This is a genomic window from Algoriphagus litoralis (assembly GCF_003259255.1).
Classification (GTDB): domain Bacteria; phylum Bacteroidota; class Bacteroidia; order Cytophagales; family Cyclobacteriaceae; genus Algoriphagus; species Algoriphagus litoralis.
The window spans coordinates 34,769-48,129 of record NZ_QGOL01000020.1 but is presented as its reverse complement, the minus strand read 5'-3'; the positions used below and the strand labels follow the sequence as shown (position 1 = coordinate 48,129).

The window sequence follows — 13,361 nt, the reverse complement described above, 5'->3', positions numbered from 1 at the left end:
TCTTGATTTCAGTTAATTTTCAAAGACCGACGGATTCGTCGGTCTTTTTTTTATTTTTTTTTTGATGACTTTCTAAAACGGGGTCGATGGGAGGGTATAAACTTTCTCAACCATGAAAACTTTTAAATTCAAGTTCCTCAGCCTATTGATGGCAATCCTGGTATTCTCCTGTAGTGATCCTGAAGATCCTACCACACCACCCACAGATCCTGGGTCTGGAAATCCCACCCCGGGTCAGCCGGTAGCTTTAGCTAATACTGCTGAGGTATTCATTACTCTACCAGAAGGTGCTGCATTTGACCTTTCCAAATCCACGCTTTCTTCAGGCCTCATGACATTCCCAGTGACAGCAGATGGTAAATCAAAAATCGTTCTGCCTGACAGTGTCACACGGGTAGCCTATCTCTTTGACGAGGCAAACAACCTTGTTTTGATGGGGTTAATTCACGCGGGTAGCAAAACTATTGATGCAGAAAGCACCGCTCAGGCCCTTTTTTACTTGGGCTCAGGGATATATTTCTATCCTAAGGAAGTGGTCGACATGTTTTTAAACCCGGGAATGGAGCTGCCGGGATATGCTGATTTTAAAACAAAAGTTAGCCAAGGCTTAAAACAAAACACGCTGTATCTGGAAAACCTAGCCTTCGAGCAGGACCTAAAAACGCTACTGGATGAATACCAAAAAGCCCCGGAAATCCTTGATATCCGATCTCGACAGATCAATGTAGATCCGGCTGGATTCCAAAGCGGTATTCAGATTTTTGAAAATGATGCCCAAACCCTAAAAATTGCAAATACCTACCGAAGAAGAGCTCACGCATTTTTCTACAAAACCGGCTACAAAGCCAAAGGAAGCAAGGAAGAGATCATCCTGAAACCTACCATATCTTTTGGAGAAAAAACGGGCATGACCCAGGAAATTGAGCCTACGGCTGCCTTTAGCAGTACTTTGGGGACGATCGTGGATCAGATCATGGGCAAAGGAATTGAATACGCACGCAAAGAAACAGACCCTATTCCACTTCCACTAAAAGATGATGAAGATGAAGCCATCTATAAAGTAAGGGTAATTGGCACCTCATTGAGCAACAGTTCTACTACTGGCATGACTGAGGATGAACTGAAAATGTGGGAAAAACTAATGGCAAAACAACTCTACCTTGATTTTGTAGCGCCGATTCTCACTGAAATGTTCTCTGAAGTAAAAGGCGCTCAGGATGCAACTTTTGGATTGGAAGCCTTTGAATTTTTCTTGAGCCAAGCACCCTTAATTTGGGACTTGGTAGAAAAAGGGGATTGGAAAAAAGCAACACAGGAAACAATCAAATACCTAGTGGTAGATAAAGCTGGCCAAGAGTTTCAGAAGAAATTCATCGAAAAAGTAGTAGACAAATATAAAAACCTCAACAGTCCTACATGGATAGATTTGGATAGAGACTACAACAATGCCTCCGCCTCTGCTAAATATGTCAAAATCATAAAAGCAGTTGAGCTGACCGTGAAATTGCTAGACATGGCAAAACTGACTACCGAAATTGCCATTTCCAATAAAATTGACGTATTCACAGCCAAAGCCATCCGAAGCGATGTAAAAATCAACCCTGCCTCAGGTAGTGTAGTACCATTCACTAATTTTGCTCTTACCGCAGAATCCAAAACGGAACTGTCAGCAGGCCAATCCTTTGTTTACAAGTGGAAAACAACCGGCACCTACGGCATCATCTCATCTGGAAACCAAAAAGCCCCTGAAATTGAAACCAGCTCCAAAACTGTGAATTTCAGAAGCGAGAAAAAACCTGCAGATCTCGGTGAGAATAATTATGAGACGGTCACTGTCGAGGTTTACATCAAGCAGGGCACGTCCATGACTTTTGTCGGAGAAGGAAAATCAGTCATCAATGTCAAAAAACTCAAGCTAGTCATGAAGCCTAACGACATTACCTTAGATGGCAAAAAGAAACAATCCGTCAGACTCTACCTCGAGCGAACCGATTACGTCAATGACATCATCAGCACTCCAAATCTTGAATACAAAGTAGAATGGTCTACTTCAGGAGCTTATGGCAAATTTGACGGACAAAACAAGAACGCAACGACCCGTGGAAACAGCATCAACTACCAGGCGCTTGATGACAAAATAAAAGAAGGAATAGAGACCATCACCGCAAGAGTGTACTTCAAATCTCCAGATAGTGACTGGACCCTCAGAGAAGAAGTCACCGGCAAAGTAAAAGTAGTCAACGACCCCAACAAGATTGTCTTGGACGTAGCATTGGTAACCAAAGAATGGAATCTCAGTGATGCAACCAAGTGCAATTTGGGTGTAAACATGATGGCCTTGGTACCTGTACATCCCAAAGCAATCCGATACACGGTGAAATTCTATGGATTCAAGAAGAGCTCCACTTGGGAAAATAGAACCAGCTCTTGGGTGCCTGGACAGACCCCACCCGTTACTTATGGCTTCCCGGGAGCCGGACCCAATCAGATTGTAGGAGACAATTATTACTTCACGATAGGAAGAAGGTGGGGTTCAGGTCCTGGATCCAGTTCCTGTGGATCCCAACTAGCAGGTTACCACGAAGAATATAAAGCCTATGGAGGTAGAGCCAACATCGTAATCGAAATCACCGACTAAATTGACCAACACAGATTTAGTATTCGAAGAATCTATATATTCTGAAATCCATTTCAATAAAAAGGGAGCTCAATGCTCCCTTTTTCTTTTCCCTGTTGGATTCCATCACCGCCTTTTGGCCTTTTTCCCCTATTTTTGCAGCTTCGAAAAAAAATCTGAGTATGTCTATTGCCAGCAAATACGAACCGGCTCAAGCCGAAGCCAAATGGTACGCCTACTGGATGGAGCACAAGCTTTTCTCCTCCAAAATTGACCACAGCAAGGAACCGTACACCATCGTCATTCCTCCGCCAAACGTCACCGGCGTGCTCCACATGGGCCATATGCTGAACAATACGATTCAGGATGTACTCATCCGACGGGCCAGAATGCAGGGCAAAAATGCGCTTTGGGTACCTGGAACGGATCACGCTTCCATTGCTACAGAAACGAAAGTAGTCAATATGCTCAAGGACATGGGCATCGACAAAAAGTCCATTTCCCGTGAGGAATTCCTGAAGTACGCTTGGGAATGGAAAGAAAAATACGGAGGAATCATCCTCGAGCAACTAAAGAAACTCGGCGCTTCCTGCGATTGGGACAGAACTGCATTCACGATGGATCCGGGATTGAGCGATGCCGTGATTTCTGTTTTCGTAGATCTGCATAAAAAGGGCAAAATCTACCGTGGCATTCGCATGGTCAATTGGGATCCAAAAGGCCAAACGGCGCTTTCGGATGACGAAGTGATCATGAAAGAAATCGCCTCGAAGCTGTATTACATCAAATACAAAATCGAAGGAACCGAGGATCAATTCCTGACCGTAGCCACGACTCGCCCTGAAACCATCATGGCTGACGTCGCGATCTGTATTAATCCAAATGACCCTAGATTCACACACCTCAAAGGCAAGCGGGCAATCATTCCATTGATCAATCGGGCGATCCCGATCATCGAGGACGAGTATGTGGACATGGAATTTGGTACGGGATGTCTGAAAGTGACTCCTGCCCACGACATCAATGACTATGAACTGGGAATCAAGCATAAATTGGAAGTCATCGACATTCTGAATGACAATGGAACGCTAAATGAAAAAGCCCAAATCCTTGTCGGAGAGGATCGCTTCGTCGCTCGGAAAATGATCGGAAAGCGACTCAAAGAAGCCGATCTACTTGAAAAAATTGAGGACTACAAATCCAACGTTGGGCACTCCGAGCGAAGTGATGCGGTGATCGAACCCAAGCTTTCGCTGCAGTGGTTCCTGAAAATGGAAGACATCACCAAGCCAGCTTTGAGCTCAGTGATGGACGATGTGATCCAGCTCTATCCACCAAAGTTCAAGAACATGTACCGCTCTTGGATGGAAAATGTACGTGATTGGTGTATCTCCCGTCAACTCTGGTGGGGACATCGTATTCCTGCCTTCTACCTTCCGAATGGGGAATATGTCGTAGCGAAAACAGCCGAAGAAGCTTTGGCGCAAGCCAATGCCCAGTTTGGCACAAGCTACACCCTCTCAGATCTGAAGCAGGACGAAGACGTGTTGGATACTTGGTTTAGTTCTTGGTTGTGGCCGATATCGGTTTTTGACACCGAAGTCTTCACTACAGGCAAGCCAAATGAAGAATTGAAATACTACTACCCAACCAATGATTTGGTCACTGCTCCAGAGATTCTATTCTTCTGGGTAGCCCGGATGATCATTGCAGGGTATGAATATTTGGGTGAAAAGCCATTCAAAAACGTCTACCTCACCGGTATCGTTAGGGACAAGCTCGGCCGGAAAATGTCCAAATCTTTGGGCAATTCCCCTGACCCGCTCGAACTCATCGCACAATATGGTGCGGATGGAGTGCGAACAGGGATGCTTTTCTCCTCCCCTGCGGGAAATGATTTACCATACGATGACAAGCTCGTAGAGCAAGGACGAAACTTCTCCAATAAGATCTGGAATGCTTTCCGCTTGGTAAAAGGCTGGGAAATCGATCCAAACTTGGATGGATCGGCAAACGCCTCTAGCATCGAATGGTTTGAAAACCGATTCAATCAAGGTCTAAAAGAGATCAATGAGCATTTCGAGAAATTCAGGATGTCCGATGCCTTGATGGCGACTTACAAGCTGGTATGGGATGACTTCTGCTCCTGGTATCTGGAGATGATCAAGCCAGCCTATCAGCATCCGATTGATCAAGAAACCTATGACCGGACGATTCAGATTTTTGAGAAAATCCTTAAGATCTTGCATCCTTTCATGCCCTTCATTACGGAAGAACTTTGGCACCAGATCAAAGAACGTACAGTTGCTGAATCATTGATTTTGGCCTCTTGGCCAGAAGCAGGGCCATTTGACTCCAAGATCATCGACGAAGCAGCACAGGTTTTTGAGGTGGTTTCGCAGGTGAGAAACTTGAGAGCTTCCAAAGGAATGTCCCCAAAAGAAGCGCTGGATTTGAGCATCAATACCAAGAACCCGGAAGTCTATGCTGGTTTCGAATCTGTATTGATTAAGCTGGCCAACCTTTCTTCGTTGAACTTTGGCGCAAAGGTGGACAATGCGATGAGTTTCGTCGTCAAAGCCGATGAATGCTTTGTGCCGATGGGTGACTCGATCAATGTAGAAGAAGAAAAAGCCAACCTGAAAAAGGAGATCGAATACACGCAAGGCTTCTTAGCTTCAGTGATGAAAAAGCTAAGCAATGAGCGATTTGTAGCCGGAGCTCCTGCTCAAGTGATCGAAATGGAGCGAAAAAAACAGGCTGATGCTGAGGCTAAGATTAAAGCCTTGGAGGAAAGTCTGGAGAAGCTGAGCTAATAAAAGTTACTGATTAATGAGTTTTACCTAAAATCCAGAGTCAAAAGGCTCTGGATTTTTTTCTTTATTATTCAGTATCCTTTACTCAAAAAAAGCAAGTCAGGTACATTGGGGCAGTATTTTGCCCTGCCTTAATAAATTAAAAATTAGTCTTAAACTCATTAGAGATGAAACTGTTAGCATTTTTACACTTCATTTTTCTCCATACTGATTATTTGAATGTCGGCTTGCCAACAGGAATCACCGGAAAATTTGAAACTCAATCCACAATACCCAAGAACACTTCGATTGAACCTGAATTGGTCACCGAAGGGCTCTATTTTGCGGAATTTTATGAATACATCTATCGGGGTCATTTTGAGGAGGTGCGGATATCGAGGGAAGATCAGGTTCTGATGATGATTTTGTCGAAATATCTCAGGACCTATGGCGTCAATTGCTCGGCATTTTTACCCGAGAATACAGTAGAAATCCTGGACTGGTATTGTGCCAAAGAGGAGATAAGTTCCCAAAACGGACTGGAGACAAGCAGAGTCTGCATCGACTATGACCAAAAAGGATCTGGGATTTTTGCAGATCCCGATCTCTATGACGCGCTACTCCAACTGGAAAACAAGCAAAGTGCAGCCCTGCTTCAAACAGCCTTACGCATGATCACAGACCCCGATTCCATAGAAAATTCTCCGGACCTTTTTCATAAGGCCAAAGGGCTGGTCGATGACATGGCCATCTTTTTTAACCTCAATCCCTGCAATTCAGCAGCAATTCGAAGGTTTGAAAGCAATTTAAAAAACTATACCCTCCAACTGGCTCCAGACAAACTGGATGCGATAAATAACTAGGCTCATCTGAAAGAATCAGGAGTCTATATTCTCCATTAGTCTCCAGAAAAGCAGTAAAAAATCACAGGTATTGAGGTTAATCCGTAACCAGCTTAAAAGAAAAAAAGGGCTAATCCGAATTGGAATAGCCCTTTTTTGTCAGTGGAATTCTATTTTACAGGATTGGATCTCCGCCCCTTCTTCGCTCAGACTGTCGATCTCCACGGTGATCTGTCTCTAGAAAACCATCACCTCTTTGCCTTCCACCAATGGAATCGGCATCGAGATCAAATCGATCTCCTTCGTCAAAGAATGTGCTGTTTTCGTGGTCGTAGCGACCATAGAGACTGCGTGACTCTTGACTATAGTATGTACGCATTGTATGCAAAAATTCAGCTTGAGGACCGGTTGGCCAGTTATCCGTGTCAAAGCCGGGAGCATTTTCCAAAGTCGCCTTAGTCTCCTTGACAATGATGACATCGTCTTGGGCAGTATTGAACATAAAGGATTCAAAAGGCAGCGCGAGAAGTTTTGAACCTAAATTTAAAAAGCCGTCATCGACTTTGAGAACAACATAATCAACAGCTCCGGATGTGGTGTTGATCATAAATTCCTTAATGGATCCTACGGATTCATCACTTGGTGTCTTTACAGAGCAGGATGTTGCAGAAGAACAGCTGATCTGGGATTGATGTGCGATAGTCATTTTGGTGTGGGTTAAATGAACAATTTATTTGATTCATTTACTCCCATATGCGTGCCAAGCAAGGAATCCTACAGATAAACCAAATAGGATGGGGTCTAGAAAATTCACGAGTAGAAACCCTCCACATAATGTGGTAAAAAATACCCTTTACCCCTCTTTAAAACCTAAATCCTAAAGCTCCCGAATCTTAATCTCCTTGAAAATCACGCCCTGCCCTTCACTTTGCAGTCCGATATAGCCGGACTTGAGCGGGGTACCATCGACTTTAATTGTTGGATCGAATCGATTGGCTACTCCTCCTCCGATTTGAGGTTTGGTGTACGTCAATACGGTATCTCCATTGACCAAATGATGGACAATAGAGTCTCCATATACAATCAGTTCAGCTTTGACCCATTGATCCCATTTGAAAGTAGGCCCCGAGGAATTGATACAATGCCGCTCATCGATTTTACCTTCAAAAACCACATCGGTTCCGGGGCTGCACATGTTCCCTGTAGGCCGGGCTACCCCTTCCTCCTCCTCAGCATACATCTGATACTCCACAGAGATCGGCCAATCCTGCTCTTTCAAAATCGTCTCCGGGGCTTGGGAATGAAACATCACCCCTGAATTGCGGTAGGTATAACTTGGAGCAGTCTCCAGAAACTGATCGGTAAACCTATACTCCCAACTGAGATGGAAGCTGGAAAAAGGCTTTTCATAAAACAAATGGCCAAATCGATCTTCAAAATCCCCATATCCATCGTAATTCACCTCAATCGCACCATCTACTACCCGAAAAGTATTCGCATAATTATCTCCTACTTCATGGTGGTGGATTTTCGGAGTCCAACCACTTAGATTATTCCCGTTGAAAAGCACTTGCCATTCGGGTTCTTCAGACTGAATGTTGACTTCCACTTTTTCAGTTTTTTGGCAGGAAAAGAAAAGAAGGATGGGAAAAAGAAAAAGAACGGGTTTCATATCGTTTTGGGATTGGGTTTGAAGAATTATTTGTCTGTGAGTTTACTAGCCCAAGGCTTTGATCCCCTGCCTTCGTTATTTGATGTTCATCTTTCGGTATTCACTAGTCAAAAACTTAATATATCGAATATCGAACGCTGAATGGTCCATATTGAAGTTAAGGTTACTCAATGCTTCCAATCATACCCATCCATTTGCTCCAGACAGGCTCTGAGTAGAGCAATCGAATCCGCGATATCCTTCTTATGAGCCATCTCGATGACTTGATGCAGGTGACGGGTTGGAATAGAAATCGCTCCGGCAATCGCCCCCTGCTTGCCCATCCGCTGAACTCCGGCTGTATCTGTACCACCGGCAGTCAGGATCTCCGGCTGCCAGGAGATCGCTTCTTTTGCAGCAGTTTGCTTCATAAACTCCACCATGCGATAGTCACAAATCGTCATAGCATCCATGATTTTGATGGCTGTTCCTTTGCCCAGTTCGGTAATTTTCTCATGCGGTGCAGCACCGGGTACATCAAAGGCAATGGTCGTATCTAAGGCAATTCCAAAGTCTGGATTGATGCTGTGTGCTGCCACATTAGCTCCTCGGATCCCCACTTCTTCTTGTACAGTAAAAGTGGCATACACGTCGTAGGCTGGATTTTCCAGTTGCTTCAGCGTCTCAATCAGAATGAATACCGCCACCCGATTATCGATTGATTTGCAATTGACACAGTCGCCCATTTCGATGAGTTCCCGATCCCGGGTCACCGGATCACCGATCGAGATGTATTTTTCAACCTCCTCTTTGGACATTCCCAGATCGATAAAAAAATCAGTGGTCTTGGGTAGTTTGTTTCGCTCTTCCGGAGACATCACATGAATTGGTTTACTCCCCATCACGCCTACCAGATCCTTCTTGCCATGCACAATGACTCGCTGAGCAGTTAAAGTCTTTGGATCAAAACCTCCCAGTGTATGAAACCTCAAGAATCCCTGATCATCGATATGCGTGACAATGAAGCCGATTTCATCCAAATGCGCAGCCACCATGACCCGCTTTCCGTCAGGATTTCGTTTTCCCCTTTTGATGGCAATGACACTTCCGAGATTATCAGTTTTCACCTCATCCACGAGTGGAGTGACAAGGTCAATGACCAGATCTCTTACTCTTTTTTCAAAACCGGGGGCTCCGGCGATTTCACAGATTTGCTTAAGAAGGGCAACGTTTATTTCCATTTTATGCTGATTTCAATTTTGCTTGAAAATATAACTTTTGCGGGCATAAAACCTCCCCAAAAATAAAAAAGGCGCAAGAAATCAATTCCTGCGCCCTTTTCCTGTAGTTAACCCGTTTAGTATGCTCTGACAGTTTTGCCTTCCATGTAGTTGACAAAAGCTCTGTTGACGACTCTAGTTCCTCCAGTCGTAGGATAATCCCCGGTGAAATACCAATCACCAAGGTGCTTAGGAATGCATTTATGAAGATTATCTACTGTCTGGAAAATCACTTTCACCTCCGCATTGATCTCAGGAGTGGTGACGATCTCGGCGATTTTTTCCGATATCTCCTCATCTGAGAAGAGGCTGTAGACTTCTTTTACAAAATTCTCTGAGGATATGGGATTTTCGATACAGGAATCATATATCCGATCAAGAACATTGTCAATTTTTCGATCCTTCAAAAGCTCGATCGCTGCCCGGAAAGCAATGAATTCACGCATTCGTGACATATCTATTCCGTAGCAGTCCGGGAAACGGATTTGAGGAGCAGAAGAGACGATGATGATCCGTTTAGGATTGAGTTTATCCAGCGTGGTCAGAATGCTTTTTTCCAAAGTCGTCCCACGTACAATGCTATCGTCGATGACGACCAAGGTATCGACTCCAGGCTTAATCACTTCATAGGTAGTATCGTACACATTAGCCACCATAGCATCCCTGTCGGAATCATTGGTGATGAAGGTTCGAAGCTTGACATCTTTGCTGACCAATTTTTCGACCCGAGGTCTGAAGTTCAACAAATCGTCCAAGTCGCCCACATGAGGCTTTCCTTCCAAAAATACCTCTCTCCTTTTTGCACTCAGGTAATCTTCCAGTCCCTCGATCATTCCCAAAAAGGCTGTTTCGGCCGTATTCGGGATGTATGAAAACACCGTATTTTTCAGATCAAAATCGATCGCCTTGAGGATCTGGGGGATCAAGGCTTTACCAAGATTCTTGCGCTCCTGATAGATATCCGGATCAGTGCCTCTGGAGAAATAGATTCGCTCAAATGAGCAGGACTTCTTCTCTCTGGCAGGAAGGATCTCTGATTCGGAATAGGATCCGTCCTTATTGATCACTATCGCATGACCGGGCTGGATCTCTTTGATTTCCTTAAAATCAATATTGAAGGCTGACTTAATCGCGGGCTTCTCAGAAGCTACGACTACAATTTCATCATCTGCGTAATAGAAAGCGGGACGAATACCGGAGGGATCTCTCACCACAAAAGATGAACCGTTACCGATCATGCCGGCCATGGCGTAGCCTCCGTCAAAATCGCGGCAGGATCTCTTCAGAATCCGGACTACATCCAATTCATTTTCGATCAAGTGCGTGATCTGCTCGTTGCTGTATTGATGCTTGTATTTGTCAAAAATCCGCTGATTCTCTTCGTCCAAAAAGTGTCCGACTTTTTCCATGACAGTAACAGTGTCGGTTTTTTCCTTCGGGTGCTGTCCAAGTTGAACAAGCTTACTGAAAAGCTCCTCGTTGTTAGTCATGTTGAAGTTACCGGCCATGACAAGGTTTCGGCTTCTCCAGTTATTCTGCTTTAGGAACGGGTGACAAGTCTCAATGCTGTTTTCACCATGGGTGCCGTATCTCAGGTGTCCCAACCAGACTTCTCCTGTAAAGGCAATGTTGTTTTTAAGCCAGTCGGCATCCTGAAGCATTTTTTTGCCCCCGATTTTCTTGGCTTTCTTGTACTTGGAATTGATTTTATCAAAAATGAAATTGACTGCAGATGCTTCAATAGAACGATACCTGCTGATGTATCGGGTTCCCGGCTTGGTGTTGATTTTTACATTGGCAACCCCCGCACCGTCCTGCCCTCTATTGATTTGTTTTTGCATCAGGACATACATCCGCTTGGCTGCAAAAGCGTTGGTGCCATACTTATCGATGTAATATTGAGGATCCTTACGGAGCCGAATCATGGCAATACCGCACTCGTGTTTGATAGCGTCACTCATGGAGAAGGGCGAATGTTCTTTTGATTAGACAAAGGTAAGTGTTTTCAAAAGAATTATTCCCGATTAAAAGTTCTCTTTGAAGGAATAAAATATGGCATGGGAAGCTTGCCTTCTCCCTCGATTAGAAACCAAATAGCAGACCCAAATCTCCCCAACAAGTGTAAATTCTACCCAAATTTCATTCTCCAATCCAACAAAATCTGCCCTATTGAGCCAATAGAGCACATGGCACACCCTTAGCAATATACCATACATCTACGGAAAAAACGTTTCCGAATTCAGAATCCGGACTCTGAAAAAAAACCTAAACCTTAACCAACTAATCCACAGGCAATCACGCATATTCCTGAAAATTAAAATGTTTCAGGGGTGAGATCTGTGACCAATTTAGACAACTAAGATTATGAAAAAGATCATTTTAATGTCCGCCATGTTGGCTGCGGGTGCTGCGTTCACCACGCCGACAATTGCTGCAAGTTCTAATTTGTTGGAAATCGTACAACAGGAAGAGAAAGTAAAAATCGTACCTGATGCCATGCCTACACCGGTCAAGCAAACCATCGCAGGCGACGATACTTTGCAAAACCTGACCATAGCAGAAGCTTGGCAGGTCACCAAAGTAGATGGTATGGTCCATTACAAAGTAGGATTTGACAATGGCTCCGCAGATAAACTTTGGAAAACTTACGATGCCCAAGGCAAAGAAATTAAAGAGTAAGAGGCTAATTCATCAAATATTTAAGCACCGGACTCTTGTCTGGTGCTTTTTTTGTTTAAATCACATTAAAAAACAAAAACGATGGCGCATATACTTTTAGTAGAGGACGATTTGACCTATTCCCGAATTGTAATGAATTTTTTGAAAAAAAATTCTTTTGATGTCTCTACCACCACCAAGGTGAAAGAAGCTCAAAACATGCTGAATTCCGGGAAATACGATTTGATCATTGCCGATTTTAGATTGCCGGATGGCACAGGCATGGAATTATTGCAGTGGGCGAAGGCTAACTTTCCCCATCTCCAGGTCATTCTTATCACACATTATTCAGATATCCGGATTGCTATCAAAGCCATGAAACTGGGGGCTTTTGAGTACATCACCAAACCCATCAATCCGGATGAACTACTCGCCACCGTCAAGGAATCACTCGCTCAAAAAGCAGAGGTAAAAAATTCCATCCCCAGAGAAAAATCAGCAGAAACTGCCAGTCCCAACCAAGGCGCATCCTATGTCATCGGAGCCTCTCAAGAAGCTGAAAAGCTGGAAAAACACATCCAGCTTGTAGCGCCGACAGACTTAAGTGTTTTGGTCTTAGGGGAGACAGGAACAGGGAAAGAGTTGATCTCCAAACGGATTCATGAATTCTCCAAGCGAAAGGATGGGCCTTTTGTAGCCATAGACTGCGGTGCTTTGCCAAAGGAACTTGCCGGAAGTGAACTATTTGGTCACGTAAAAGGTGCTTTTACCGGAGCCCATGACAATAAGACTGGGCACTTCGAATCGGCAAATGGAGGAACTATCTTTTTGGATGAAATCGGCAACCTGAGCTATGATGTACAGATCCAATTACTCAGGGCCATTCAAGAGCGAAAAATCCGGAAAATCGGTGGCAATAAAGAAATCGAAATCAATGTACGGATCATCGCTGCAACCAACGAAATGCTCAGCTCCAATTCCGGTGAAGGCGGATTCCGTGAAGACCTGTACCATAGGTTAAATGAGTTTACGCTGAATGCGATACCGCTTCGACAGCGCAAAGCCGATTTGGAATTTTTCGTAGGCGAGTTTCTTCAGTCAAGCAACGCACGGCTCAATAAATCCATCAGCGGGCTCAGTCAGGAAGTCTGGGACATTTTTTATGGCTATGACTGGCCAGGAAATCTCCGGGAATTGCGCAATATCATCAAGCGCGCAGTGTTGCTCTCTTCAGGCAATAAAATCGAAAAAGACGCCCTACCTCTGGAACTCTACGACAATTCTATCCTTCAGGAATCCAAACCCAATCCTGCATTCATCGGTCAAAACACCGCTCCAACCGCGGCAAATAACCTTCCTGTAGGCACGGATTACAAATCGCAATGGCAGGAGCAGGAAAAAGAACTGATTCAAAAAGTGCTGCTGGATACCCGATTTAACAAATCAAAAACTGCCAGAATTTTAAACATGGACAGAAAAACACTCTACAGCAAAATTGAAAAATACGGGCTGGAATAG

The 13,361-nt window shown here is 44.2% G+C and carries 9 protein-coding genes; 5 read left to right on the top strand and 4 right to left on the bottom strand.

Going from position 1 to position 13,361, the window contains the following annotated elements; all coding sequences use genetic code 11:
- The first annotated feature begins 112 nt into the window (after nt 1-112).
- The 3 genes from DK188_RS19500 to DK188_RS19490 all read left to right on the top strand — a co-directional run bounded on the left by DK188_RS19500 (nt 113) and on the right by DK188_RS19490 (nt 6,275).
- Nucleotides 113-2,638, top strand: coding sequence for a hypothetical protein (locus DK188_RS19500; RefSeq protein ID WP_111672531.1), 2,526 nt, complete (start codon nt 113-115; stop codon nt 2,636-2,638).
- A 161-nt stretch (nt 2,639-2,799) separates the two neighbouring features.
- On the top strand, nt 2,800-5,433 hold the full coding sequence (locus tag DK188_RS19495; RefSeq protein WP_111672552.1) for a valine--tRNA ligase: 2,634 nt from the start codon (nt 2,800-2,802) through the stop codon (nt 5,431-5,433).
- A 167-nt stretch (nt 5,434-5,600) separates the two neighbouring features.
- Entirely contained in the window at nt 5,601-6,275 is a 675-nt protein-coding gene (locus tag DK188_RS19490) for a hypothetical protein (RefSeq protein WP_111672530.1), read from the top strand.
- A 154-nt stretch (nt 6,276-6,429) separates the two neighbouring features.
- Here the strand turns inward: DK188_RS19490 and DK188_RS19485 are convergent, their stop codons facing one another.
- The 4 genes from DK188_RS19485 to DK188_RS19470 form a co-directional block, all read right to left on the bottom strand.
- Nucleotides 6,430-6,960: a PRC-barrel domain-containing protein gene (locus DK188_RS19485; protein WP_111672529.1), complete on the bottom strand. Its 531-nt coding sequence runs from the start codon at nt 6,958-6,960 to the stop codon at nt 6,430-6,432.
- Between the two features lie 171 nt (nt 6,961-7,131).
- The gene (locus DK188_RS19480; RefSeq protein ID WP_111672528.1) at nt 7,132-7,926 is read right to left on the bottom strand and encodes a 3-keto-disaccharide hydrolase; all 795 of its coding nucleotides are present in this window, start codon (nt 7,924-7,926) and stop codon (nt 7,132-7,134) included.
- 167 nt (nt 7,927-8,093) lie between these two features.
- Entirely contained in the window at nt 8,094-9,146 is a 1,053-nt protein-coding gene (locus tag DK188_RS19475) for a M42 family metallopeptidase (protein WP_111672527.1), read from the bottom strand.
- Between the two features lie 116 nt (nt 9,147-9,262).
- Nucleotides 9,263-11,146, bottom strand: a complete 1,884-nt coding sequence (locus DK188_RS19470; RefSeq protein WP_111672526.1) for an amidophosphoribosyltransferase — start codon at nt 11,144-11,146, stop codon at nt 9,263-9,265.
- Nucleotides 11,147-11,549: 403 nt separating this feature from the next.
- On the opposite strand from DK188_RS19470, the gene DK188_RS19465 reads away from it, so the two are divergent.
- Complete coding sequence (locus DK188_RS19465; protein ID WP_111672525.1) at nt 11,550-11,864, top strand: hypothetical protein; 315 nt, start codon at nt 11,550-11,552, stop codon at nt 11,862-11,864.
- Nucleotides 11,865-11,945: 81 nt separating this feature from the next.
- The gene (locus DK188_RS19460; RefSeq protein WP_111672524.1) at nt 11,946-13,361 is read left to right on the top strand and encodes a sigma-54-dependent transcriptional regulator; all 1,416 of its coding nucleotides are present in this window, start codon (nt 11,946-11,948) and stop codon (nt 13,359-13,361) included.

Bases quoted from the DNA above. Each gene is read 5' to 3' on its own strand.
- DK188_RS19485 (WP_111672529.1), bottom strand. From the start codon at position 6,960: ATGACTATCGCACATCAATCCCAGATCAGCTGTTCTTCTGCAACATCC.
- DK188_RS19495 (WP_111672552.1), top strand. From the start codon at position 2,800: ATGTCTATTGCCAGCAAATACGAACCGGCTCAAGCCGAAGCCAAATGG.
- DK188_RS19480 (WP_111672528.1), bottom strand. From the start codon at position 7,926: ATGAAACCCGTTCTTTTTCTTTTTCCCATCCTTCTTTTCTTTTCCTGC.
- DK188_RS19460 (WP_111672524.1), top strand. From the start codon at position 11,946: ATGGCGCATATACTTTTAGTAGAGGACGATTTGACCTATTCCCGAATT.
- DK188_RS19475 (WP_111672527.1), bottom strand. From the start codon at position 9,146: ATGGAAATAAACGTTGCCCTTCTTAAGCAAATCTGTGAAATCGCCGGA.
- DK188_RS19490 (WP_111672530.1), top strand. From the start codon at position 5,601: ATGAAACTGTTAGCATTTTTACACTTCATTTTTCTCCATACTGATTAT.
- DK188_RS19470 (WP_111672526.1), bottom strand. From the start codon at position 11,146: ATGAGTGACGCTATCAAACACGAGTGCGGTATTGCCATGATTCGGCTC.
- DK188_RS19465 (WP_111672525.1), top strand. From the start codon at position 11,550: ATGAAAAAGATCATTTTAATGTCCGCCATGTTGGCTGCGGGTGCTGCG.
- DK188_RS19500 (WP_111672531.1), top strand. From the start codon at position 113: ATGAAAACTTTTAAATTCAAGTTCCTCAGCCTATTGATGGCAATCCTG.